This is a genomic window from Deinococcus alpinitundrae (assembly GCF_009982895.1).
GTDB lineage: Bacteria > Deinococcota > Deinococci > Deinococcales > Deinococcaceae > Deinococcus > Deinococcus alpinitundrae.
In genome coordinates, this window is the sequence record NZ_WXZL01000025.1 from 32,672 (window position 1) to 55,190 (window position 22,519).

23 protein-coding genes are annotated in these 22,519 nt (G+C 65.9%); 8 read left to right on the forward strand and 15 right to left on the reverse strand.

The genetic code is table 11. From position 1 onward, the window contains the following. The first annotated feature begins 68 nt into the window (after positions 1-68). Positions 69-1,376, forward strand: a complete 1,308-nt coding sequence (mnmE, locus tag GUI70_RS18110; protein ID WP_161883717.1) for a tRNA uridine-5-carboxymethylaminomethyl(34) synthesis GTPase MnmE — start codon at positions 69-71, stop codon at positions 1,374-1,376. A gap of 14 nt (positions 1,377-1,390) precedes the next feature. Here mnmE and GUI70_RS18115 read toward each other — a convergent pair whose 3' ends face one another. The 3 genes from GUI70_RS18115 to GUI70_RS18125 all read right to left on the reverse strand — a co-directional run bounded on the left by GUI70_RS18115 (position 1,391) and on the right by GUI70_RS18125 (position 3,954). After that, complete coding sequence (locus tag GUI70_RS18115; protein WP_161883718.1) at positions 1,391-2,440, reverse strand: SGNH/GDSL hydrolase family protein; 1,050 nt, start codon at positions 2,438-2,440, stop codon at positions 1,391-1,393. A gap of 91 nt (positions 2,441-2,531) precedes the next feature. Further along, the gene (locus tag GUI70_RS18120; protein WP_161883719.1) at positions 2,532-2,978 is read right to left on the reverse strand and encodes a hypothetical protein; all 447 of its coding nucleotides are present in this window, start codon (positions 2,976-2,978) and stop codon (positions 2,532-2,534) included. Positions 2,979-3,033: 55 nt separating this feature from the next. Then, on the reverse strand, positions 3,034-3,954 hold the full coding sequence (locus tag GUI70_RS18125) for a DUF4032 domain-containing protein (protein WP_161883720.1): 921 nt from the start codon (positions 3,952-3,954) through the stop codon (positions 3,034-3,036). Positions 3,955-4,111: 157 nt separating this feature from the next. Here GUI70_RS18125 and GUI70_RS18130 point away from each other — a divergent pair, with 157 nt between their 5' ends. After that, positions 4,112-5,941, forward strand: coding sequence for an arginine--tRNA ligase (locus GUI70_RS18130; RefSeq protein ID WP_161883721.1), 1,830 nt, complete (start codon positions 4,112-4,114; stop codon positions 5,939-5,941). Between the two features lie 41 nt (positions 5,942-5,982). Here the strand turns inward: GUI70_RS18130 and GUI70_RS18135 are convergent, their stop codons facing one another. From GUI70_RS18135 to lysS, 6 genes are all read right to left on the reverse strand, one after another. Next, positions 5,983-7,146 carry a benzoate/H(+) symporter BenE family transporter gene (locus tag GUI70_RS18135; protein WP_161883722.1) on the reverse strand — a complete coding sequence of 388 codons (1,164 nt, stop codon included), beginning with the start codon at positions 7,144-7,146 and terminating at the stop codon, positions 5,983-5,985. Next, complete coding sequence (locus GUI70_RS18140) at positions 7,143-8,357, reverse strand: benzoate/H(+) symporter BenE family transporter (protein WP_161883723.1); 1,215 nt, start codon at positions 8,355-8,357, stop codon at positions 7,143-7,145. The genes GUI70_RS18135 and GUI70_RS18140 overlap by 4 nt, the downstream gene beginning before the upstream one ends. Next, a complete protein-coding gene (locus tag GUI70_RS18145) occupies positions 8,354-9,163 on the reverse strand; it encodes a PhzF family phenazine biosynthesis protein (RefSeq protein ID WP_161883724.1) in 810 nt (269 codons plus the stop codon). Before GUI70_RS18145 ends, GUI70_RS18140 begins: the two co-directional genes overlap by 4 nt. Positions 9,164-9,444: 281 nt before the next feature. Then, a complete protein-coding gene (locus GUI70_RS18150; protein WP_161883725.1) occupies positions 9,445-9,654 on the reverse strand; it encodes a DUF1990 family protein in 210 nt (69 codons plus the stop codon). Positions 9,655-9,741: 87 nt separating this feature from the next. Continuing rightward, positions 9,742-9,906: a hypothetical protein gene (locus GUI70_RS18155; RefSeq protein ID WP_161883726.1), complete on the reverse strand. Its 165-nt coding sequence runs from the start codon at positions 9,904-9,906 to the stop codon at positions 9,742-9,744. A gap of 330 nt (positions 9,907-10,236) precedes the next feature. Continuing rightward, the gene (lysS, locus tag GUI70_RS18160) at positions 10,237-11,436 is read right to left on the reverse strand and encodes a homocitrate synthase (protein ID WP_161883727.1); all 1,200 of its coding nucleotides are present in this window, start codon (positions 11,434-11,436) and stop codon (positions 10,237-10,239) included. A gap of 143 nt (positions 11,437-11,579) precedes the next feature. Between lysS and GUI70_RS18165 the strand changes: the two genes are divergently transcribed. Further along, positions 11,580-12,566 (forward strand): aldo/keto reductase, encoded by a 987-nt coding sequence (locus tag GUI70_RS18165; protein ID WP_237725020.1) that lies wholly within the window; start codon positions 11,580-11,582, stop codon positions 12,564-12,566. 102 nt (positions 12,567-12,668) lie between these two features. Here the strand turns inward: GUI70_RS18165 and GUI70_RS18170 are convergent, their stop codons facing one another. From GUI70_RS18170 to GUI70_RS18185, 4 genes are all read right to left on the reverse strand, one after another. Continuing rightward, positions 12,669-14,426 (reverse strand): NAD-dependent malic enzyme, encoded by a 1,758-nt coding sequence (locus GUI70_RS18170; protein WP_161883728.1) that lies wholly within the window; start codon positions 14,424-14,426, stop codon positions 12,669-12,671. Positions 14,427-14,495: 69 nt separating this feature from the next. Next, complete coding sequence (locus GUI70_RS18175; RefSeq protein ID WP_161883729.1) at positions 14,496-15,458, reverse strand: ion channel; 963 nt, start codon at positions 15,456-15,458, stop codon at positions 14,496-14,498. Positions 15,459-15,471: 13 nt separating this feature from the next. Continuing rightward, the gene (locus GUI70_RS18180; RefSeq protein ID WP_161883730.1) at positions 15,472-16,101 is read right to left on the reverse strand and encodes an SGNH/GDSL hydrolase family protein; all 630 of its coding nucleotides are present in this window, start codon (positions 16,099-16,101) and stop codon (positions 15,472-15,474) included. Continuing rightward, positions 16,101-16,862, reverse strand: coding sequence for an MBL fold metallo-hydrolase (locus tag GUI70_RS18185; RefSeq protein ID WP_237725021.1), 762 nt, complete (start codon positions 16,860-16,862; stop codon positions 16,101-16,103). Before GUI70_RS18185 ends, GUI70_RS18180 begins: the two co-directional genes overlap by 1 nt. 57 nt (positions 16,863-16,919) lie before the next feature. Between GUI70_RS18185 and GUI70_RS18190 the strand changes: the two genes are divergently transcribed. From GUI70_RS18190 to GUI70_RS18205, 4 genes are all read left to right on the forward strand, one after another. After that, on the forward strand, positions 16,920-17,183 hold the full coding sequence (locus GUI70_RS18190; RefSeq protein ID WP_161883731.1) for a hypothetical protein: 264 nt from the start codon (positions 16,920-16,922) through the stop codon (positions 17,181-17,183). Between the two features lie 292 nt (positions 17,184-17,475). Then, positions 17,476-18,366: a glutamate racemase gene (murI, locus tag GUI70_RS18195; protein ID WP_272952898.1), complete on the forward strand. Its 891-nt coding sequence runs from the start codon at positions 17,476-17,478 to the stop codon at positions 18,364-18,366. After that, positions 18,309-19,064 (forward strand): ribonuclease PH, encoded by a 756-nt coding sequence (gene rph / locus GUI70_RS18200; protein WP_161883732.1) that lies wholly within the window; start codon positions 18,309-18,311, stop codon positions 19,062-19,064. Before murI ends, rph begins: the two co-directional genes overlap by 58 nt. Before the next feature lie 69 nt (positions 19,065-19,133). Continuing rightward, a complete protein-coding gene (locus tag GUI70_RS18205) occupies positions 19,134-19,322 on the forward strand; it encodes a hypothetical protein (RefSeq protein WP_161883733.1) in 189 nt (62 codons plus the stop codon). Between the two features lies 1 nt (position 19,323). Here the strand turns inward: GUI70_RS18205 and lysA are convergent, their stop codons facing one another. Beyond that, positions 19,324-20,472: a diaminopimelate decarboxylase gene (gene lysA, locus GUI70_RS18210; RefSeq protein ID WP_161883734.1), complete on the reverse strand. Its 1,149-nt coding sequence runs from the start codon at positions 20,470-20,472 to the stop codon at positions 19,324-19,326. Positions 20,473-20,570: 98 nt separating this feature from the next. Between lysA and mnmA the strand changes: the two genes are divergently transcribed. Beyond that, a complete protein-coding gene (gene mnmA, locus GUI70_RS18215; RefSeq protein ID WP_161883744.1) occupies positions 20,571-21,707 on the forward strand; it encodes a tRNA 2-thiouridine(34) synthase MnmA in 1,137 nt (378 codons plus the stop codon). A gap of 87 nt (positions 21,708-21,794) precedes the next feature. Here the strand turns inward: mnmA and GUI70_RS18220 are convergent, their stop codons facing one another. Then, entirely contained in the window at positions 21,795-22,187 is a 393-nt protein-coding gene (locus GUI70_RS18220; protein WP_161883735.1) for a hypothetical protein, read from the reverse strand. Positions 22,188-22,519 lie beyond the last annotated feature (332 nt).

Below are 22,519 nucleotides of genomic sequence, written 5' to 3' on the forward strand. Positions count from 1 at the left end.
GGTGGCCTGGGCCTCACGCCCGGCAGGGCACAACAGTCTGCGCGCCCGGCTTTTGCTAGCCTCTCTGCATGACTGGCCTGACCGACACCATCGCTGCCGTCGCCACCGCGCTGGGCAGTGCCGGGGTGGGTATCGTGCGCGTCAGCGGCCCGGCGGCGCTGCGGGTGGCCGACGCGGTGTTTGCCGGGCGCACTCGGCCCAGCCGCACCCCCGGCGGCAGATTTCTCTACGGCGTATTTAAGGGTGAGAACGGCGAGACGCTCGACGAGGGACTGTGTCTCGTTTTTCGTGGTCCTCACAGCTACACCGGCGAGGATGTAGCCGAGTTGCAGTCGCACGGCAGCCCGGCGGTGCTGGCCCGCTTGCTGGGCCGGGTGCTGGAAGTGGGCGCGCGGGCGGCCCGGCCCGGCGAATTCACCCTGCGGGCCTACCTGGGCGGGCGGCTCGACCTGACCCAGGCCGAGGCGGTGCTCTCGCTGGTCAATGCCCAGACCGACGCGGCCCGGCGGCAGGCGACCCTGGGTTTGAGCGGGGCCATCGCGGCGCGGGTCTTGGGCGTGGCCGAAGACGTGACGCGTACCCTGGCGGCCATTCAGGCGATGCTCGACTACCCCGAGGAAGGCGTGCCGGAAGAGGAGCGCGCCGAGCCGCTGGCCCGCGCCGAGGCCGAACTCACGGCCCTGCTCGGCACCGCCCGCGCCGGACAGATCGCCACGCGCGGCGCCCGGCTGGCGCTGCTGGGCCGCCCCAACGCCGGAAAGTCCAGTCTGCTCAACGCCCTGCTCGGCTACGAGCGCAGCATCGTGGCCCCGATTGCCGGAACCACCCGCGATTACTTGGAAGCCCAGCTCGAACTGGCGGGGGTGCCGATCACGCTGGTCGATACGGCGGGGTTGCGCGAGACGTTGGATGAGATCGAGGCGGCGGGCGTGCGCCAGGCCCAGCTGCTTGGCCAGAACGCCGATCTGGTGCTGCTGCTCGAAGACGGCAGCGTTGAGTACGAGCCACTCGATTTCGCCAGCGACGTGCCCATTCTGCGGGTGCAAACCAAGACCGACCTTGGCCAGCGCTGGCAGGCTGCCGGGTTTTTGCCGGTCAGCGCCGTGACGGGTGTGGGCCTGCCGGAACTGCGGGAAGCGGTGCGCGCGGCCCTGCTGGGCAGCCAGACGCGCAGCGAGGCCTGGCTCACCACCGAGCGTCAGGCCGACGCCGCCCGCCGCGCCCTGATTCATATTGCCGCCGCCCGCTGGCTGCCCGACGATCTGGCCAGCTACGAGCTGGAGCAGGCCCTCGGCGCGCTGGCCGAACTCACCGGGCGCGACGTGCAGGAGGACGTGGTGGACGCGGTGTTCCGGAACTTCTGCGTGGGAAAATAGCCGACCTCAGCTGATTAGGGTAGCGCCACGCCCAGCTTCAGGTGCGCGTTGCCGAACACCAGCAGGGCGCGGGCCAGCTTCTCCTGGGCCGCTGCCGAGAGATGGACTCCGTCCTGCGAGAAGTCCGGGCCGAATGGCTGGGGGCTTTCAGGGTCGGGGTCGGGCCGCTGCAAGTCGGCCAGCAGCGAGGCTACGTCGAAGACCTCAAGGCCGCGCTCGTGGGCCAGTTGGCGGATGCTGGCGTTGTAGGCGGCCACCGTCGCCCGAATGGCGTCCAGTTTGGCCGGGGTCAGGGCGTAGGCGGCGGTGCAGCTCACCGGCGCGTGGCTCAGCACCCAGGTCGCCGCCACCCGGACGGCGCTGCCCTGACACGAGGCGTCACCCAGGCCGAGGCCAAACAGCACGCTGCCGCGTACCAGCACCGGCGCCGCGGTCACGTCTGGCACCGTCAGCAGCACCAGTTGGGCGTGGGCGGGGGCCAGGGCGCTCAGCAGCGCGTCGTAGCTGGCCGCGAATTGGGCCGGTGGGGTGGCCTGGGCCGGGTTGCCTGAGGCGGCGGCGTCCAGCACATCGTTGCCGCCGATCCACAGGGTCATGAAGCGCGGCCTGGACTTGAGGGCCGCCTGTACCTGGGTCTGCTGCGGCCCCAGGATCAGGGTGTAGAGGCGGCGGGTCAGCTCGTCGCCCGCGTTCCGGGCGCTGCGGCCCAGCAGATCGGCCACCTTCGCGCCCGGCACGGCGAAGTTCGAGCCGCGCACCCGTGCATCGAGCCGCACGCACGATGCGGCATTGATCGCTGGCGCGCCCAGCGGCGGCGGGCAGCCGGGGCCACCGCCTGCCGGAACGCCGAAAGGCGTTTTTGAGAGCTGGGCGATCAGCACCGGGTAGGCCTCGCGCTGATCCTCGGCGGTCAGGCCGCCCGACTGAAATCCGGCGGTCAGCGAGTCGCCCAGTGCCACGTAGGTCATGGGGGCAGAAGACGGCGGGGAAGTGGGTGCGGCGGCCCGACTGGACGCGCCGAGCAGGGCCAGCAGACCGAGGGTGGTGCGAAGAAACCCGTTCACGCTCCTACCTTAAGAGCGGCGGGCATGAAAACGGTGGCTCGGCGCGTCAGGCGGCCGTCAGCTGCGTTTGCCCGGCTTCTCGTCCGTGCTGTTATTCGTCGGCGCGGCTGACCCGGCGGCAGCTGAGTTGACCGCTGAGCATCAGGGCGTCGGCCTGCGCCTTGCTGGGCCAGGGACCGAGCAGTTGGGCCTGATGCGGCACGAACAGCGTGGAAGTGCTGAGCTGGTAGGTGCCGCCGCGCTGGGCGGCGCGCACCACACAGGCCGCGTCCAGCCCGCTGAGTGACAGAGTGGAGGTGTTCTCGGCCCCGCCCGCGTCGCGCCAGGCCAACGCGCGGTCCTGCATGGCCGGATTGAAGTCCGACAAGGTGTGCTGGGCCTGCGCCTGTCCGTAGAGGGCCGCCGTCACCGATACCAGCACCGGCAGCAGCGCCGCCAGTAGCCACAGGGCAACCGGTCGGGCCGGGCCGGGGCGCAGCAGCAGCGCCATCAACGCCAGGCCCATCAGAATGCTGATGATCAGATAAAGCGAAGTCACGCTGCAGAGTCTAGCGCGCCGGTCTGAGAGCGCAGCTTCGGTCAAGACCGCAACCCTACAGCCTCGGCTCCAGCTTGCCGCGCCAGGCCATCTTCATGCGCTGGCCCAGGCGTTTGTAGAGTCCGGGCGCATGCTTCTTGCTGAAGTCCAGCGTGGCGCGCTCGCTGCCCACGTCGTAGCCGTACTTCTCCGAGAGAAAATAGCGGTGGTCCATGATCCACAAGTACAGATCGGCCTCGGTGCGGCCCGGAAAGCGGCGCATCACGTCGTGGGCTTCGATGTTCTCCACGATGCGGCTGTACAAGCGGCGGTACCAGCTCTCCACTGCCTCCTCCCAGGTCACGGGCCGCTCGCGTCCGGGCTTGAGGTCGAGGTAATAGCGCCGGGCGTTGATGTGCTCGATCAGGGTGGCGTAGCGCCCCGGCTTGGTAAACAGGATGTCTTTGTGATGTGGCGACACCTCGTCGAGTTTGGTGTCTCTCAGAAAGTGAGCGTACTCACCCTTAATGATCATGTCTTTTAAGGTGTCGCCCTCACTTGGCGGCACCGTGACGTGCAGCTCGATCACGCTGGCATCAATGTACGCCTGCCCCTGGCGGCGGGCCACGCTGACCCGGTGGTTGCCGTCCTTGACGAAGTAGAGTTCCCCGACCTTGTAGACCTCGATCGGCGGTAGCTCCTTGCCGTCGAGCTGGGCACGCCGCACGCCCACCCAGCGGTCGTCGAGGTACTTCTCCTTGGGCAGGTAGTAGCGGTCGAATTCGCGGTAGCGGTCCACCGAGCCGGTGATGTGGTCGACTGGAATGGGCTGCACGCCGCGCTGGAATTCGCCGTCCGGGGCCAGATGGCGCACCCAATCGAAGGGAGTCAGCTCGTTGTTCATGCCGCGCAGCACGCTCAGGAAGTCGTGGACATCGGCCAGCAGCCGGGCACGCTCCAATTCGGTCTTGGCTTGGTTAATGGTATGGACGCTCATGAAACTCCTGTGGCGACCAGTCATGAGGGCGAAGTGAGGATGGCCGCCGCTCTAGCAATTGATGATACACCACCCGCCCTGATGTCAGCCTGATGGTCCGGCGTCAGTACAGAGTCAGCTGCCGTTCGGCTTGCCGCCTGCGCTAAAATCCCCCCTTATGAACCTCAAGGCCCAGCTCAAAGCCGCCGTCGAGAACGCCGCCTTCCAACTCGGCGCACCTCTGGACGTGGCCATTCAGGAAACGCCGCCGAACAAGCCCGGCGATTACGGCACACCAGCCGCCTTTCAGCTCGCCAAGCTGCTCGGCCAGAACCCGGCGCAGGTGGCCGCCCAGCTCGCCCAGACGGTGGTGCTGCCCGCTGGAATCGCCCGCGCGGTGGCTGCTGGCCCATTTCTCAATTTCTTCGTGGACGCCGGAGCCTTCGTGCGAGCGGTGGTGAGTGACCCGGCCACCCCGGAGCAGGGCAGCGGCAAGGTAGTCATCGAGCACACCTCGGTCAATCCCAACAAGGAGCTGCATGTCGGGCACGTCCGCAATGTGGTTCTGGGCGATAGCATGGGCCGCATCTTCCGCGCCGCTGGGCATGAGGTCGAAATTCAGAACTACATCGACGACACCGGGCGGCAGGCGGCCGAGAGCCTCTATGCCCAGGCGCACTACCGCCGCAAGTGGGACGGCAAGCAGAAGTACGACCACTTCATGGGCGAGGGCTACGTGCGGCTCAACGCCGACCCCGACAAACCCGAACTCGAAAGCGGCATCCGCGCCGTCATTCACCGCCTGGAAACCGGCGAGCTGAGAAGCGAGATCGAGCAGATCGTGAAGGCCCACCTCGAGACCTGTTTCCGGCTTGGCGCGCGCTACGACCTGCTCAACTGGGAATCCGACGTGGTGGGCAGCGGGTTTCTGAGTCAGGCCATGAACATCCTGGAGAACAGCAGCTACACCGCCCGCCCGCTGGAGGGTAAGTTTGCCGGGGCGCTGGTGATGGACGTGTCGGCCTTCATGCCGGGGCTGGAGGAGAGCAAGGTGGTGCTGATGCGTTCGGACGGCACGGCCATGTACGCCGCCAAGGACATCGGCTACCAGTTCTGGAAGTTCGGCCTGTTTGAGGGCATGAAGTTCAAGCCCTTCACGACCGACCCCGAGGGCCGCACCGTCTGGACCTCTGCGCCCGACGGACAGCCCGACACCGAGCGGAGATTCGGCCACGCCGCCGAAGTCATCAACGTGATCGACTCGCGCCAGGAGCATCCCCAGAAGATCGTCAAGGCCAGTCTGGGCGTGGCCGGGTCGCCGGGGCAAGAGGAGCGCAGCATCCATTTATCGTATGCCTTCGTGACCTTCGAGGGCCAGACCATCTCGGGGCGCAAGGGCATTGGGGTCAGCGCCGACGCCGTGATTGACGAGGCCGGGCAACTCGTCACCGAGCTGATGCACAGCCTCAAGCCGGAGGTCATCGGCACCTCTGAGGGCGCGGAAATCGTGCGCCGGATCGCCGTGGGGGCCATCCGTTTCGCCATGCTCAAGGCCGAACCGACCCGTCAGATCGACTTCCGCTGGGACCAGGCGCTGGCCCTCCAGGGCGACACCGCCCCCTACGTGCAGTACGCGGCGGTACGGGCCGGGAACATCTTGAAAAGAGCACAGGCCGAGGGGTACGCGGTCGACGGTTCCGGGGCCGACTGGGGCAGCATCACCGACCTCGATCTGAACCTCGCCAAGGTGGTCGCCCGCTTTCCGGAAGTGGTGGCCAACTCGGTGCGCGTCCACAGCCCGCATGTGGTGGCCCAGTACGCCCTCGATCTGGCCTCGGCCTTCAACGGCTGGTACAACGCCAAGAATAAGGAGGGCCGCCCCGCGACCAACGTGCTGGCGAGCGAGCCGGGACTGCGAGAAGCGCGGCTGGCGTTGGTGGGCAGGTTGCAGCGGGCCTTCGTGCAGACGCTCGGACTCATCGGGATCGAGGTGCCGAGTGCGATGTAGCTGAGAGGGGGGTCAGGGGCGGCGTTCAATTTCGTTTCCGCTTACGCGCTTGCTTTTGTTCGTAGCCACGCCAGGCCCCAGCCCAGTCCCAGCCCCCACACTGCGCCGCTGAGGCCCAGCAAGCTGAAACCCGACGCGGTAACGATCAAGGTGAGCAGGGCCGGTTCGCGCCAGTGCGGGTCTCTCAGCACGCCTTCCAGACCGCCCAGCACCGCGCCGAGCAGGGCCACGCCCGCCAGTGACTGCATCAGCGCGGCGGGAAAGGCACTGGCCAGGCCCAACAGTGCGCCTGCACCGAGGCTGAGGGCCAGATAGCCGACCGCGCAGCTCAGGCCCGCCCAGTAGCGCTTGGCCGGGTCGGGGTGGGCGTCCGGCCCGGTGCACAGTGCGGCGGTAATGGCTCCCATGTTGAGGGTCAGGCTGCCGAACGGTGCGCCCAGCGTGGCGGCCAGCCCGGTCAGCGTGATCAGCGGCCTGACCGGCACCCGGCTGTAGCCGCTCGATTGCAGAATGGCGATGCCGGTGAGGTTCTGGGCCGTCAGCGCCAGCAGGGTGATCGGCAGGGCCAGGGTCAGCGCCGCGCCGAAGCTGAAGGCCGGGGCGATCAGTTCGAGGTGGCCCAGCGGATGCGGCGCGCTGAGGTGCAGTTGCCCGCCCAGCGCGGCGGTCCCCAGCCCCACGACCAAGGCTGCGGGCACGGCGTAGCGCGGAAAGAAGGCGCGGCCCAGCAGGTAAGTGCCCAGCAGCGGCAGGGTCAGCGCGGGGGCGGCGGGGATGGCCGAGACGCCCCGCAGCACGAACGGCAGCAGCACGCCCGCCAGCAGCGCTGAGGCCAGCGCCGGGGGAATGCGCCGGGCCACGGCGTCGAACGCGCCGCTGACGCCGATCAGGGTCAGCACCATGCCGCTGAGCAGCAGTGCGCCCACCACGTCGTTCGGCGTAAAACGGCTTCCCTCGGCAATCAGCACCGCCAGGCCTGGCGTGTTCCAGCCGAGAATGACGGGCGCTCTGTAGATCAAGCACAGGCCCGCGCCGAGCAGGCCCAGCAGCAGGTACATGCTGGTCAGGCTGCTGACCGACTGGCCCGGCGAGAAGTGCGCTACGGCGAACATCTGCACGAACAGCGGAATGTTGCTGGCGAAGCTGATCAGCACGGCGACCATTCCGGCGGAGAGGGCGCTGAGGGGGACACGTGCCAGGGTCATGCTCGGGGTCCCGGTTGCCTCCTGCGCAGCCCCCAGCCCAGCAGCCCGCCCAGCATCAGGCCCCACAACGCGCTCCCCAGTCCCCACCAGCTCAGCCCCGAGGCGGTGACGAACACCGTGACGGCGGCGGCCTCACGCCACTGCTCGTCGCTGAGTGCCGACACCAGGCTGCTGGTGGCCGTGCCGAGCAGGGCCAGCCCGGCGAGCGCGGCGATGAAGGCGGGTGGCACGGCTCCCACCGCGCCCGCCACCCAGCCCGCGAAGATGCCCAGCAGCAGGTAAAAGAAAGCGCTCGACAGGCCCGCCACGTAGCGCCGGGCCGGGTCGGGGTGGCTTTCCTCGCCCGCGCCGATGGCCGCCGTGATGGCCGCCAGGTTGGTGGTGTGCGCTCCGAACGGAGCCGACAGCAGTGAGGCCAGTCCGGTGACCCAGATCAGCGGCGTGGTCGGCACCCGCGCGTAGCCGCAGGTGCGCAGCACCGCCACGCCCGGCAAATTCTGCGAGGCCAGCGTCAGCAGTGTCATCGGCAGGGCCAGGGCCAGCAGCGCGCCCAATGTGAAGTGGGGCCGTGTCAATGTCAGCGTGCCGAACACGCCCGCACCGCCCACTGCGCCGATCTGGCCGCTCAGCAATGCGGCGATCACCCCCGCCGCCAGCGCCAGCGGCACCGCGTAGCGCGGCAGGAGGGCACGGCCCAGCAGAAACGCGCCCGTCATCGCGCCGACGATCAGCGGCGAGGTGGGCAGGGCTTTGAAGGCCCCCAGTACGAAGGGAATCAGCACGCCCGCCAGCAGCCCCGCCGCCAGCGGCCCCGGAATCCTGGCCGTGACCCGCTCGAAAGCCCCGCTGAGGCCCAGTGCCGTGATGAGAGCGGCGCTGATCAGATACGCGCCGATCATCTCCGGCAGGGTCAGGTGGCTGGCCTGGGTGGCGACCAGAGCCAGGCCCGGCGTTGTCCAGGCGGTCAGAATGGGTGCGCGGTAACGCCAGCTCAGAAGCGACCCGCTGACGGCGATGCTGATGTAGACGCTGAATATCCAGCTGCTCGTCTGCGCGGGGGTCAGGTGCGCGGTCTGCGCGGCGGCGATGACCAGCCCGATGCTGCTCGACGCGCCCACCAGCACGGCGATGAAGCCCGCCAGTACCGCCGAGAAGGAGAGGTCGCGGCGGAATTCACCGAGGGTGGGGGCGCTCAGGTTCAGTTCCGTCATTCATTCGACCTGCGGGCCGCGCCGCCCACCCACACGCCGCTTGCGCCGCCGGGCTGCGGGGCGTACTGGGCGCTGAGCTGCGAGGGCGCACCCGGCATCAGCTGGAGGCCGCGTACCAGCGGCTCATTCTCCGGCAGCGCTCCGCGCACGCTCAACGTACCCACCAGGCAAGCGAACATGTTGCTGCTGGCGGCGTCCTCACCGAAGCCCCTCAGCGGCCCGAAGGCTCGGAACGCCACGTCGGCCCGCCCGGCATCCAGCGTGCAGAGGATCAGCCCGGTCGTGTCGGTCGCGTGGCCGAGCTGTCTGATGCGGTCGAAATCAGGCTGAAAGCGGGTCAGGTCGTCCAGAGTCGGCACGGTGACGACCAGATTTGGGCGGCCCGCCGAGGCGATCTGAAGGTGGTTCGCTTGAATGCCCAGCGGGCCGAGGTCGGCTTCCGGCCCGCCCGTCACGGCTACGTCGCCCTGTCTCAGTAGCCACTCGCCGCCGCAGAGCTGGGCCGGGTATTCCTGGCCACCCATCCAGACGCTCGACACGTCGGCAATCTGCCCTTCGACTTGGAGGTGGCTCAGGACCGCCAGTGCCGCGCTGTCGGAGTCGCCCTTGTCGCGGTCGGGTGTGAAGACCCGCAGGTGAGCGCCGGTATCGTCGAGCTTTTCAAGAAACACCGAAAGGGGCGTGCCCGCGCGGGCAGCGTGGGCCTGCAAGTCGCCCTCGGCGCTCGCAAACACCGAAACGAGTTTGCCGCCCTCGGTGCGCGGCGCAGCGTAGACGCGGTAGGAAAGGGGAGAGAGGCCAGTCATCTGGCAAGTATTGTGCCAGTTGCCGCCCGCCACATGGCCCGGATGTCCTGTCGGGTACTCAGGGGGTGCAGCCACGTTTCAAGAGGCCGAGTGCGTTTGTAGGACAGGTTGGATGGCTGACCCACGGCCCGCAGTTCAAGGGTGACGCGCTCGTTTTCATGCCACTCCACCAAAAACAGGTTCTCGCCGTGTTAGGGATGACCGAGCAGTGAGGCGTAAGTAGAGCCGGAGAGCCTCGGTTCACGGATCACCTGCACCATTCGGCAGCCAACGCAACACGATCAGCACAGTCTCCATGCATCTGGCGGCGAGTCGGCTGGAAAGAGCCGCAGCCCGTGTGACTGATGGGTGGCGAAGTCACGCAGCGCCAAGCGGGCCCGCTTGAAGGTCGCCTGTCCAGTGTCGAGCAGGGTGGTGTGCCGCGTTAAGCGGGCCTGGGTGTAGGTCAGTGGTTTGCGCTGGAGGTGCTGTACAACGCTCTTGAGTGCCATGTCGGTGGCGCGGCTCAGCTGCGTTTCAGAGCGAGGCCTGCCGGTCTATCAATTCTCGAAGCTGAAACCCGTGGCGAATCGGGTGCATCACCGCATGTCGAGCATGGCATCGACCCAGTACGGCATGCCCGCGAAATAAAGTTCCTCGGCGGGTTCCATCTGCTCGTCCGTTACGTCGGTCAGCGGCCAGCGCTCCAGAAGGTGTTCGAGGTAGGCATCGACTTGCCCCGCCAGCTCGTCGACATTCGGCACCGGGTAGATCTGTGGGCGGGCCGCCCAAGGTGCTCACAGATGCGGAACATGTAGATTCTGGCCGAGCGCAGAATATGGTGAAGGAGGGCGTCCAGCGAGCGGTAATCCTCGCTCTGGGTGGTTGGGAGCTGGAGATCGGCGGCCTTGCTCTGGGTGGTTGGGAGCTGGAGATCGGCGGCCTTCGCCTGCTTCCAGAGTTCCATGCATTGCCGCAGATGCCCGTTGTGCAGCAGCACCAGGGCCCTCGCCGCACGCGAGCTATAGTCACTCAGCTCACCTGGTCTGTCAGCTGTCATCTCCAAACCAGCGTACCCCGAACCTCACGACCACTCAGGCGCTCACCCATTCGCGCAGCAGGTCTTCGAGGTGCTGATCGTCCAGATCATCGTGCTCGGCCAGCGCCTTGATGTGGTCTGTGACACGCCGCAGGGCTTCCTCGCCGTAATGCAGGCCCATCTCGCGGGCCTTGTAGGCGATGGCGTGCTTGCCGGTCACCTTGCTGGCCGCCTGAATGCGCCGCCCCACCCCGAACACCTGCGGCGGAATCGCCTCGTAGGCACCGGGATTGAGGTAAATGGCCTTGAGGTGCATGCCCGCCTTGTGGTTGTAGGCGAACTCACCCGTCAGGTAATTGTTCCAGGGAATCGGCAGGCCGACCATCCGGGCGATCATGTTGTCGAGCTGGGGCAGCAAATCGAGGTTGTACTTGTCGATCAGGCCCTGTGGGTCGAAGGTGAACATCCGCGCCAGCAGACCGCCCAGCGGCGTGATGCCGTTGCGCTCGCCGATGCCCAGGATGGTGGTGTCAATGTGGGTGGCTCCGGCCTCAATCGCCTCGTAGGCGTTGCTGACCGCGCAGCCGGTGTCATTGTGCCCGTGAAACTCGATGCCGCACTCAGCGTGAATCACCTTGCGGACCTCGCGCACCAGGGTGTAGACCTGCCTCGGCGTGGCGACACCTACCGTGTCGGCCAGCCCCACCCGGTGAACGCCCAGATCAGACACGGCCTTGTACACCGCCATCAGATCAGCTTCCTCGCTGCGGAAGGTGTCCTCGGCGGAGAAGCGTAACTCCAGGTTCGGATGGTGGGTCTTGAGCCAGCCGATGACCTTCTGGGCCGATTCGATGATCTGGCCGATGTTCTTGCCGTGGCTGAACTCGCGCAGAAAGCTGCTGGTGCCGAACAGCAGGTCCAGGCCGTCCACACCGGTATCGACCGCCCGCTGCACGTCTTCCATGGCGCACCTAACGTGGGTGAGGAGCTTGGCGTTCAGGTTCAAATCGGCCAGTTGCCGGATGTCCGAGGCGGTTTGTACACTCACCATCGGGGTGGTCAGCTCGATGTACTCGGCCCCGAAGGCGTCCAGGGCGCGGGCCACCTCGATCTTGTCGGCGGTCTTGAAGTTGCCGCGCGCAAACTGCTCACCCTCGCGCAGCGTGGAGTCGATGATCGCCCAGGAGCGGGCCGGAATCGGCGGTGCGGTGGCCTGCTGGGCCTGGCCGTGTGGCGGCAGATCGGTGGCGGTCATCCATCAAGTCTAGCGCCAAAATCTGGCGAATGTCAATGAAAATGCCATATAAACTTATCATTTGAAATGTATTGGGCCAGATATGGTCTGGCCTTGAGTCTGCGCTCACGCATGTGGCTGGCTGCGGCGCTACAACACCCTCTATGACCAACCCAAAACCAACCATGCATCAGCGTCCGCTGGGGAGCACTGGCCTGCACGTCACCGAGATTGGCTACGGCGCGTGGGGCATCAGCGGCAAGCAGTGGATCGGTGCCGACGACAGCGAGAGCACCCGAGCCCTGGAGCGCTACATCGCCCTCGGCGGCAATTTCATCGACACGGCCCTGGCTTACGGGGAAGGCCACTCCGAGAAATTGGTCGGCGAGGTGGCCCGCCGCAATCCCGGTACGCTGATCGCCACCAAAATTCCGCCCAAGAACGGTAAATGGCCTGCCCAACCCGGCAGCCACGCCGACGACGCCTTTCCCGCCGATTACATCGTATCCAGCACCGAGACCAGTTTGCGCAACCTGGGCATGGAGAGTGTGGATGTGCAGCAGTTTCACGTCTGGAACGACTCCTGGCTGGGTGAGGGGAGCTGGCGCGAGGGCGTTGAGCAGCTTAAGAAGGGCGGGCAGGTCAAGCACTTCGGCATCTCCATCAACGACCACCAGCCGGAAAACGCCATCAAGGCCATTGAGGAGGGCTGGGTGGAAACGGTGCAGGTCATCTACAACGTCTTCGACCAGACGCCCGCCGACCGCCTGCTAGATGTGTGTCAGCAGCACGGCGTCGGCGTGATCGTGCGTGTGGCGCTCGACGAGGGGTCGCTCAGTGACAACGTGACGCCCGAGACCCAGTTTCCCGAGAGCGATTTCCGCAACCACTACTTCAGGGGCGAGCGCAAATCAGAGTTGCAACCGCACCTGCGGGCCATCGAGCAGGCGCTGGGGATCGGCACGGCCCAGATTCCTGAAAAGGCCTTGCGCTTTGTGCTGAGCCACCCGGCTGTCAGCACCGTGATCGTGGGCATGCGATCGGTGAAAAACGTCGAGCGCAACGCGGCGCTCGCCGACGGCCAGGGGCTGCCGCAAAGTCAGCTGGAGAAGCTACGCGGCCAGCGCTGGGACAAGAACTGGTACAGCTAAAAGCCGTGAGGCAGGCTGCGATTTGAGGAAGGCCGGGCGGTGATTCCACGCTGCCCGGCCTTCTTCTTTGCCTGGAATTCCTTGCTGACAAGCCGCGTTCCGTCACAGCAGCATCTGGGCGTCCTCGGCCTTTCTCAGCGGCAGGTAGTGCGGCTGCCAGAAGCGGCGCTGCACGAAGGCGGCCAGTTCGTCGTCGGTGAGGTTACGCACACGTTTCTCGGCGGCCACGCCCTCGAAAATCGCCTGCCGCGCCACCCGCACCGCCACCTTGAGAGATACGTCGCGAATGCACGAGATCGGTGGATACACCAGCCCGCCGTGCTGGGCGGTTTCGTCGGCCAGCGTCTCGGCGGCGGCCATGATCATGCTGTCGGTGATCTCGCGCGCTCGGCTGATGATGGCCCCGAAGCCCAGCCCCGGAAAGATGAAGGCGTTGTTGCCCTGCCCGATGGGGTAGCTCGTGCCTTCCAGCTGCACATCGGCAAAGGGACTCCCCGAAGCGACGATGGCGGCTCCATTGGTCCAGCGCAGCACGTCGGCAGGTTGGGCTTCCACATTGGCGGTGGGGTTGGACAGCGGAAACACGATGGGCCGCGCGGCGTTGGCGTGCAGCGCCTCCACGATGGGCTGGTTAAACAGATTCGGCACCCCGGACAGGCCCAGCAGGGCGGTGGCCCCGGTGTGCTTGACGGTTTCGTATAGGCTCGGCCACTCGCCCGCCGCCAGACGCTCTGGGCCGAACCAGCCCTCCAGCTCGCCGGGCGTCTTGGCAAAACCCAGTTGGTGGTCTTCTAAGTTCTGGCCGTGCATCAGCAGGCCGAAGCGGTCGACCACGTACACGCGGGCCGAAGCCTCGGCGGGCGAGAGACCCGCGCGCATCAGGCCACTGCGGATCATCCCCGCCACGCCGATGCCGCCCGCGCCCGCGCCGACAACCACGAACACCTGCTCCTGCAAGGTCTCGTTCTTGAGCCTGGAAGCGCTGATCAGGCCGGACAGGGCCATCGCCCCGGTGCCCTGGATGTCGTCGTTGAAGCTGGGAATCACCTTGCGGTAGCGGTTAAGGACGTGAAAGGCCGTGCCGCGCGCAAAATCCTCCCACTGGATGATGGCCTTGGGATAGCGGGCCTGGGCCGCCTCCACGAAGCTGTCGAGGAACTCGTCGTAGGCGGCCCCGGTCAGGCGGGTGTGGTGAACGCCCAGGTAGAGCGGATCGTCGATCAAATCCTGGCGGTTGGTGCCCACGTCGAGTTCGACTGGCAGGGTCTTGTCGGGGCCGACGCCGCCCGCCGCCGTGTAGAGGCTCAGCTTGCCGATGCTGATCGCCATGCCGCCGAAACCCTGATCCCCGATGCCCAGAATGGCGCTCGAATCGGTGGCGACGATCATCCGCACGTCGTCGAGTGGCACATTGTTCAGCATCTCGTCCACCCGGTCCACGTCCAGGGTGCTGACCGACAGCCCGCGCGGGTAGCGGTAGATGTGCGAGAAGACCCGCACCGCCTCGCCCACCGTGGGGGTGTAGAGAATCGGCAGCAGTTCTTCGAGGTGGTCGGCCAGAATGCCGTAGAACAGCACCTCGTTGCGGTCTTGCAGGGCGCGCATGAATTCGTGCTTGTCCAGATCGGTGACTTGCTGGAGATAGCGCTGGAAGGTGCGCTGCTTTTGCTCCGCGAAAGTGGAGGTGTGTGGCGGCACCAGTCCTTCCAGGTTCAGAAAGCGCCGCTCCTCGGGTGTAAAGCCGGTGGACTTGTTGAGCAGCGGAATGTGCAGCAGCGAGAAGCCGGTGACTTTCACGCTGAGGTAGCGGTGTCCGTCGGGGCCGCGTTTGACATCGTAGTAGCGGGAGACCTGAGCCATGCGTTCAGTGTAGCCGACGAAAGCGCTTAGATGGCTAAATAAAACTGATTGCCGCTCATTCGTCCTGCTTCAGGCGTCCACCACCGCACGCTCGGTGTCGTGTAGTCTCTCCACGTCCACGTAGAGTTCGCCGCGTGGAGTGCGGCGGTAAAGATCGGCAAAGCGCTCGTTCCAGCGCAGCTCATGCGGCTTATAGCTGCTGCGGGCGTGGATGGTCTGCTGCACTGCCTCGTCGGTGGCGTTGAAGATCACCATGATCTCGGCGTCGGCTTCGAGCAGTTGCTCGAGGCTGACCTGCCAATACGGACTGCCTGGCGTGATCGGATGCACGATGGTCCAGGCCAGCGGCAAGAGGGTCACCTGCGAGCGCTCCAGCGCCAGCGCCGTGAAGCGCCGCACCCGCCGTCCGTCGGGCATGACCTCGAACTGGGTATGCACCGCCTCGACGCGGGCGTTCATCAGCTGGCTGCGCCGTCCGTTGACCAGCCGGAACATCAGCCCGGCTCCGCCCCCGAACGGCGCGATCACCGCGTGGTGGCTGAACAGGATGCGGCTTTGCGGCCTGGAAAACCGGGCAAACAGTACCCCGGTCGCCAGCGCCACGCCCAGCAAGCTGATAAACGCTTCGGCGGTGACCACCAGATTGGCCGCCTCGGTCAGCGGGTAGACGTGGCCGTAGCCGATGGTGCCGAAGGTCTGCACGCTGAAAAAAAAGCAGGCCAGGTAGTGCGGCATGCCGCTGAGCGGCTCCTCGCTGAGGGCACCCTTGCCGAGCCAGAAATACGCCAGGCCGAACAGCGCGTTGAGCGCCAGATACAGGCCGCCCATCGCCAGAAAAAAGACGCTCCACGGCGCAGTGAGCAGACTGCCGTACACGCTGACCGATTGCCAGCCCATGCCCTGGCGCTGCACGTTGAATGAGCCGTCCTTGTTGAGGAATCGCTCGCCCGACTGCTCGGCTAGGATGCGGCCCAGCCCCAGGTCGTGCGGCGGAGCGGGTGAAGCTGGGGCATCGGAACCGGGCTGGGTCATCTCAAGCGGAAGTCTAGAGCAAGGTGGGTGCTCCGCTCTCCACTGCCCGCAGCCATTCGCGCGCGATCAGCAGGTGGCCCGGCCCGCTGGGATGCACCCGGTCCGGAGCCCAGCACTCAGGCGAGCTGGCGTCCATCGCCTCGTCGAAGGCGGGTTGCAGCTCGACCAGCGTGGCCCCGAACTCGTGGGCCAGCTCGGCCACGATGTGCGCGCGGGCTTCGACCTCGCGGCGCATCGCTTCCTGGCGGTCCGGTTCCACCAGAAACGGCGTGACGAGCACCAGGCGGCAGTCCAGGGCACTGGCCTCACCGAGCAGGCCGCGCAGGGTGGCCCGGTACTCGTCGGCATTCACCGCCCGGTCCGGTGCGCCGTCGAAGCTGCGCCACACGTCATTCACGCCGATCTTGACGCTGAGTAGGTCGGGCTTGAGGGCCGTCACGTCAGTCTGCCAGCGCTGGCGCAACTCGCGCACGGTGTCGCCGCTGACGCCCCGGTTGAGAATGTCGGTGGTGCAGGCCGGGTCACCCACCAGCAGTTGCTCACGGATGCGCGAGACGTAGCCGTCGCCGTAGCCTTCCGGGTCTTCTCGCCGCCCGGTGTCGGTGATGCTGTCGCCTATAAAGACCCAGCGCTCGGTCCCCATCAGTTTGCTGCGGCCATTTGCCCCGCCACCTGCTTGAGTTGCCCGCTGGCCTCCTCGCTCACCACGCCGCCGTGATAGGTCACGATGGTCTGCACGTCCAGCCCGGCGAGCTTGTTCACCGACTCGCCTGCCGTCTTCATGTCGGCTGTTCCGGCGGGGAATGGCCCACTCAGTTGCCCGGCACTGGACGACAGGGCGTCTCCCGTAATCAGCGTCTGGTGGCGTTCGAGATACAGGCTGGCGTGCCCGAAGGTGTGTCCCGGCGTCGTGACAACCCGTACCCCCCCGGCCATCGGCAGCACCTCACCGTCTTTCAGGGCGCGGTCCACCTTGAGTGTGACCGGCTTCATGCCGGACATCTGCTTGATCATTTCCTTGCGCGCTTGCGGCACGTTGGGATCGGCCAGCAACTGATCGGCCTGCTGCGGCGTGGGCATTTTCTGCGGCCACTCGCGGCCCTCAAGAAAGGGAATCTCGCGCTCCGGTGCCCAGACCTGTGCGCCGCTGGCTTCCACCACGGCAGGCACGCTGCCGATGTGGTCGAGGTCGTGGTGCGTGATGATGACCCGTTTGATGTCGCTGAGCTTCAGCCCCTGCTCGGAGAGCAGAGCGCCGATGGCGTCGGCCATGCCGGGGAGGCCCGCGTCCACCAGCGTCAACCCCATAGCTTCGTCCACAATCACGACCGGATGAATCAGCGTCGGGCCGCCCATCAAGTTGGCGGAGAGTTCCAGCACCAGCAGATCGTCGTTTACTTTCACGCGGGCAGCATCGGCCAAACAGGGGCAGGGGAGAAGTAACAGAATTTACTTTCTGACATGTTCACCGCCGAAGTCGCTGGGCTTCTTGGTTTGGTGGGTCTTTATCAACCTGGGCTGCATTTCCATGACTCTCCACGAATGTTTGGAGGGTTTGTCCTGCTGCGGGGGGTTATAACTCTCCCGTTTTGGCACACCTGCCCTAAAAAGTCCGAGTTCTGGAATAGTGTTGATTGCGCTGGTGTCTCTATCTCTATCGCTGCTACATTTGCAGGCATATTCTCCTATCTTCAAGGCCTTCTTGACTATTTGCTGATGTCATGAACAGATTTGAGATGGGCAGATCGGATTTATGGCGACTGGTATCTTTTTAAACATTCTGAGGCGACGCACAGGAACAGCGAATCCTTGTCTCGACTATTCGGCGCCCTGGTGTGACAATGGAACATCGAACTGCAAGTGTTAGGGAAGGTGCCCGAAGCTGGGTTGCACAGAATGCTCTGCGCGCTGTACGCGGCATAGGTGACGCCGGCTCCCATTTTCCTGCCCGCCCCGAGAGGGCTAGCTGGAAGCGGAGGCGTGTTGCGGGGTGGGCAAACCCGCTAGACTTCCGGGCGTGAGCGCAGCGCAGCAGCAATACGCCTTGAGGGCGCGGCCCATCGGGGTCTTCGATTCGGGCATGGGTGGCCTGAGCGTGCTGGCCGAGTTGCGCCGGGCGCTGCCGGACGAGCACTTCGTGTACCTGGCCGACACCGCCCACGTGCCCTACGGTAGCCGCTCTGACGACGAGGTGCGCCACCTGACGGCGACTGGTCTGGTCTGGTTGCGGGACCACGGCTGCCGGGGAGCCGTCGTCGCCTGCAACACCGCCAGCGCCTTCAGCCTCGATTTTCTGCGGGCGCGTTTCGGCCCTGATTTTCCCATCGTGGGCCTGGTTCCGGCGCTCAAACCAGCGGTGGCGGCCACCCGCAGCGGCATAGTGGCTGTGCTCGCCACGCCAGTCACGCTGCGCGGCGAGAAGCTGGCCGAGGTGACCCGGCAGTTCGCGGTGCCCGCCGGGGCAAAAGTGCTACATCTGAGCCATCCCGAACTGGTGCCGCTGGTGGAAGCCGGTCAGGCCGACTCGGCGCGGATGCGGGCCGTGCTGCGCGAGGTACTGACGCCCGCCGCCGAGGCTGGGGCCGACCAGCTGGTCCTGGGCTGCACCCACTTTCCGTTTCTGGTGGACAGTATCCGGGCCGAGTTCGGCGACCAGTTCGCGCTGCTCGATTCCGGAGCGGCGGTGGCGCGGCGCACGGTGCAGGTGTTGGGAACGGCCCAGGAGCCGCCGGGTGCCGAGACGTCCGGCGCTGAGGCAGGAACGGCCTTCTTCGTCACGGGTGACCCCGCGCAGGCCGCGCCCGTGATGGCGGCGCTGACGGGCCAGCCGGTGCGGGTCGAGCGGGCCGAATGCTCGTTTGCCGAACCCGCCGTGCCGCAGGCCACCCAGGTGAGGCAAGCCAGGTGAGGCAGGGCCGGGCTGCCCTCGACCCCCGCGTCCTCAAGGTCAGCCGGGGCGTCAATGCCTACGCCGAGGGCAGCGCGCTGGTGGAACTCGGCCAGACCAGGGTGATCGCCACTGTCAGTCTCGACCCGAAGGTGCCGCACCACATGCGCGGCAAGAAGGAAGGCTGGCTGATGGCCGAGTACCTGATGCTGCCGCGCGCCACCCAGGACCGCCAGAACCGCGAACGCAACATGCAAAATGGGCGGCGGCACGAAATTCAGCGGTTGCTGGGGCGCTCGTTTCGCTCGGTCGTCGATTTGAAGCCGTTCAGAAACCAGACACTGGTCATCGACTGCGACGTGTTGCAGGCCGACGGCGGCACCCGCATCACCAGCTTGCTGGCGGGATACACTGCCCTGTTCGACCTCGCGGACCGGCTGGTCAAGCGCGGCACGCTCAGCGAGTGGCCGCTGACGCACGAACTCGGCGCGGTCAGCGTCGGCTACGTGGACGGTGAATTGCTGGTCGATCTCGATTACAGCGAAGATGCGCGGGCCAGTGCTGACCTGAACGTGGTCGCCACCGCAGCGGGCCTGATTCTGGAAGCCCAGGGAGGTGCGGAGGAGGCCCCGATTGCCCCCGACGCCTACATGGCCCTCCTCAAAGCTGGCATCGAGGCGGCGGGCGAGCTGTCGCGGCGGCTGCACGCGCAGCTGTGAGAGGTTTTTCTAAAGCCTGCTTGCCCAAATCGCCACCATAACGGCCCATTCCGCCTTTAAGGTGCGCCCATGACCGACAAGACTGCCAGCAATCAGCCCGGCGAGATCATCCAGTCCAGCTTGCCTAACGAGCATCCCGAGGTGGTGGCCGTGCCGGACAGCGACCCTCAGAACGAGACGCCTACTGACAAGGCCGCCAAGTTGCAGCAGCACGCCGCGTCGGAGACCGAATTGATTCCCAGCGACGAGGACGGCTGACCTAGACTTCAGCGCTCCAGATCGCCTCCACGCTCTCGCGCTGCCTGATGACCTGCCACTCCCCGTCCCACAGCACCTCGGCGGGGCGCGGGCGAGTGAGGTAATTGCTGCTCATGGCCGCGCCGTAGGCTCCAGCGTCCAGCAAGGCCAGCACATCGCCGCGCTGCGGCTCTGCCAGCGGCACGGCACGGGCCAGCACGTCGCCGCTCTCGCAGGCGGGACCGGCCAGGTCGTAGCTGTCCATTTCTCCTGACCCATCTTCGCCGCGCTGCCAGAGCGCTCTGACCGGGTGCTCCGCGCCGTAGAGCATCGGGCGCAGCAGTTCGGTCATGCCCGCGTCAAGTAGTACGAAGTCGCGGGTGGTCTCCTTGAGGCCCACCACCCGGCTGAGCAGGACGCCCGCGCCCGCCACCAGATACCTTCCCGGCTCGGCCCACAGCTGAGCGCCGAACACCTGCGCCGCCGATCTGGCCTGGGCCGCGATGCCATTCAGATCGGCGTCCAGTCCCCAGCCGCCGCCCACATCGAGCACTTCCAGCGCGCCCACGCTGGGGCGAAGTTCGCTCAGCCGACGGAAGGCCGCCGCGAAATCGCCCGCATCGCGGATGGCGCTGCCGATGTGGACGTGTAGACCGCGTACCGTATGTCCCGCTGCCTCGAGGGCTACCAGCACGGCGGGAACCCCGTCCAGCGGCACGCCGAACTTGCTGCTACCGGCACCGGTGGCGAGGTGGTCGTGGGTGCTGACTTCCAGGGCCGGGTTGACCCGCACCAGCGCCCGTGAGCGCGGCGGCAGCAGTCCGACTTCCTCGGCCCTATCCACGATGAAGGTCGCGCCGAGCCGCCCGCCCTCGGCGTATTCCTCGTCAGTCTTGGCCGGGCCGTTCACCAGAATCTCCTCACCGCCCGCGCCCACCTTCACCGCCCGCGCCAGTTCTCCGGCGCTGACGCACTCGAAACCCACGCCCGCCGCCCGCATCCGGGACAGCAGGGTCAAATTGGGATTGGCCTTCATGGCGTAAAAGAGGCGCGCGTCGTGAAAGGCGCTGCGAACCCGTGAGAGGGCGGCGTCCAGCTCGGCAGCGTCGTAGACATACAGCGGCGTGCCGAAGCGGGCGGCGGCACCAAGAAGTTGAGCGTCGGTGAGCATGTCCAGCAGTCTAGCCACTGTTTTTGCTCGCCGTTGCGTCTCACTGTCGCGGCGCTCACGCCAGGGTGACAGCGGGCCTGTTACACTCACTCGTTATGATGGCCACGGCAGACCAGACAACCCAAAAACGAGCGGGCCATGGCATTAAGCCGGGCGGGCGGGTGCTGTGCGCCATGTCCGGCGGCGTCGACAGCAGTGTGAGTGCCGCGCTCCTCAAGGCGCAGGGCTTCTCGGTGGTCGGCGCGATGATGCGCTTCTGGCCCGACGACAAGCGCACCGACACCTTCGACAGCTGCTGCTCGCCCGACGCCGCCTACGAGGCCCGTCGGGTGGCCGAGCAGGTCGGCGTGCCGTTTTACCTGCTCGATTACCGCGAGGCCTTTCAGCGCCACATCGTCGGCCCTTTTCTGGCCGAGTACGCCGCCGGGCGCACGCCCAACCCCTGCGTCAACTGCAACACCAAGGTCAAATTCGACGAGCTGGTGAAAAAGGCCAGGATGCTCGGCTGTGATTACGTCGCCACCGGGCACTATGTCAAGCGGGTTGACGAGCCGGACGGGGGCGTGGCCTTTCACCGGGGCGACGACCCACGCAAGGACCAGACCTATTTCCTGTGGGGCACCCCCAAAGACGCCCTGCCGTACATCCTCTTTCCAGTCGGAGAGCTGGAAAAGCCCCGTGTGCGCGAGATCGCCGAGGAATACGGCCTGCTGACCGCCCAGAAAGCCGAGAGCCAGAACATCTGCTTCGTGCCTGGCACCGTTCAGGAATTCGTGGCCGAGTATGTGCCGCAGCAGTCCGGCCCGATGCGTGACATTCGCAGCGGCGAGGTGCTGGGCGCGCACCTGGGCACACAGTTCTACACCCTCGGCCAGAAAAAGGGTCTGGGCCTGTTTCAGTCGCATCTGGTGCGGCATGTGGTTCACCTGGACGTGGCGAGCAACACCGTCTGGGTGGGCGAATACGAGGACTGTCTGTGGACCGGGTTGAAGGCCGAGGGAGCCAACTACCTGATCGACCTGGCCGACTTGCCCCGCGAATTGGAAGTGCAGGTGCGTTACCGTACTGCCCCGGTGAAGGCGCGAATCGTCCACGCCGACGAGCAGGGTTTCGAGCTGGAATTCGAGGACGCCCAGTTCGCTGTGGCTCCCGGCCAGAGCGCCGTGCTGTACGCCGGGCCGAAGCTGCTGGGCGGCGGATTGATCGCGGATCATGTGCGGGTGTTGCCCGCCTGATTGCCGCAAAAACCGACCAGAAATCCTCAATGATTCTGTCGGCCTGCTCGGCTTTTCAGCTTTCTGACGTCTCGCGACGTTCAATTCTTATTTGACGTTGCACCAGCCAAGGACGACGCTGTCGGGGCTGTCGACCCACACGGCGGCGTACTTCTCCTTGCTGCTAACCATCGAGAATTCCTCGTAGGTGCTGTCCTTGGAGATGTTGCCGGTGTCGATGTCATTCACCTTGAACTTGGCCGCGACGATTTTCTCGCCCAGGGCGGTGGCGAGCGTGTCGGGGTCGCTGTCGAGCCACACCAGAAATTCCGAATACTCGCACTCGCCTTTCATACCGCTGGCGATGTCATCCAGGTAGCCCGCCATCGGCGTGATGGCCTTCTGATCCGTGACCTCGATCGCGCCTTTGGGTAGTGCCAGGCCAGTCAGGTTGGATTCAGTGACGTAGGCAGTTGCCAGCGCTGAGGACAGAAGACACATAGCAGCCGCAGAACCGACCAGCTTGAGAATTGGTTTCATCTGATCATCATTGTCATCTAATTTTTCGTGCTTTACAAGATCAAGCAGTGGGGGAGTGGGGGTGGGTTGTCAAGATAGGCGCGGCTCCGTCCCAGCATTGCTCTCTTCTCGAGACGGTGACCCGTCCAGAGGAGAGAAGCCGTCAATCTTCCCGGCTGAAGACGCCCTTGCCCAACTCTTCCTTCGGGATATTAGACCTCCTGCGAAAGTGATTAGGTAAGCTGGACGGGTGCCCCATGAACGTCTGGAACGTGGCCTGAAGATGAACCGCACTCTATTTAAGCGCCGAACTG

Excerpts from the sequence above, each read along its gene's own strand:
- GUI70_RS18170 (WP_161883728.1), bottom strand. The coding sequence starts at position 14,426 with ATGGCTCAGGTCTCCCGCTACTACGATGTCAAACGCGGCCCCGACGGA.
- GUI70_RS18190 (WP_161883731.1), top strand. The coding sequence starts at position 16,920 with ATGTTCACCGCCGAAGTCGCTGGGCTTCTTGGTTTGGTGGGTCTTTAT.
- GUI70_RS18205 (WP_161883733.1), top strand. The coding sequence starts at position 19,134 with ATGACCGACAAGACTGCCAGCAATCAGCCCGGCGAGATCATCCAGTCC.
- GUI70_RS18180 (WP_161883730.1), bottom strand. The coding sequence starts at position 16,101 with ATGGGGACCGAGCGCTGGGTCTTTATAGGCGACAGCATCACCGACACC.
- GUI70_RS18165 (WP_237725020.1), top strand. The coding sequence starts at position 11,580 with ATGACCAACCCAAAACCAACCATGCATCAGCGTCCGCTGGGGAGCACT.
- GUI70_RS18175 (WP_161883729.1), bottom strand. The coding sequence starts at position 15,458 with ATGACCCAGCCCGGTTCCGATGCCCCAGCTTCACCCGCTCCGCCGCAC.
- rph (WP_161883732.1), top strand. The coding sequence starts at position 18,309 with ATGCTCGTTTGCCGAACCCGCCGTGCCGCAGGCCACCCAGGTGAGGCA.
- GUI70_RS18130 (WP_161883721.1), top strand. The coding sequence starts at position 4,112 with ATGAACCTCAAGGCCCAGCTCAAAGCCGCCGTCGAGAACGCCGCCTTC.
- GUI70_RS18125 (WP_161883720.1), bottom strand. The coding sequence starts at position 3,954 with ATGAGCGTCCATACCATTAACCAAGCCAAGACCGAATTGGAGCGTGCC.
- mnmA (WP_161883744.1), top strand. The coding sequence starts at position 20,571 with ATGGCCACGGCAGACCAGACAACCCAAAAACGAGCGGGCCATGGCATT.
- GUI70_RS18140 (WP_161883723.1), bottom strand. The coding sequence starts at position 8,357 with ATGACGGAACTGAACCTGAGCGCCCCCACCCTCGGTGAATTCCGCCGC.
- GUI70_RS18145 (WP_161883724.1), bottom strand. The coding sequence starts at position 9,163 with ATGACTGGCCTCTCTCCCCTTTCCTACCGCGTCTACGCTGCGCCGCGC.
- lysA (WP_161883734.1), bottom strand. The coding sequence starts at position 20,472 with ATGCTCACCGACGCTCAACTTCTTGGTGCCGCCGCCCGCTTCGGCACG.
- GUI70_RS18220 (WP_161883735.1), bottom strand. The coding sequence starts at position 22,187 with ATGTGTCTTCTGTCCTCAGCGCTGGCAACTGCCTACGTCACTGAATCC.
- lysS (WP_161883727.1), bottom strand. The coding sequence starts at position 11,436 with ATGACCGCCACCGATCTGCCGCCACACGGCCAGGCCCAGCAGGCCACC.
- GUI70_RS18150 (WP_161883725.1), bottom strand. The coding sequence starts at position 9,654 with ATGGCACTCAAGAGCGTTGTACAGCACCTCCAGCGCAAACCACTGACC.
- GUI70_RS18135 (WP_161883722.1), bottom strand. The coding sequence starts at position 7,146 with ATGACCCTGGCACGTGTCCCCCTCAGCGCCCTCTCCGCCGGAATGGTC.
- mnmE (WP_161883717.1), top strand. The coding sequence starts at position 69 with ATGACTGGCCTGACCGACACCATCGCTGCCGTCGCCACCGCGCTGGGC.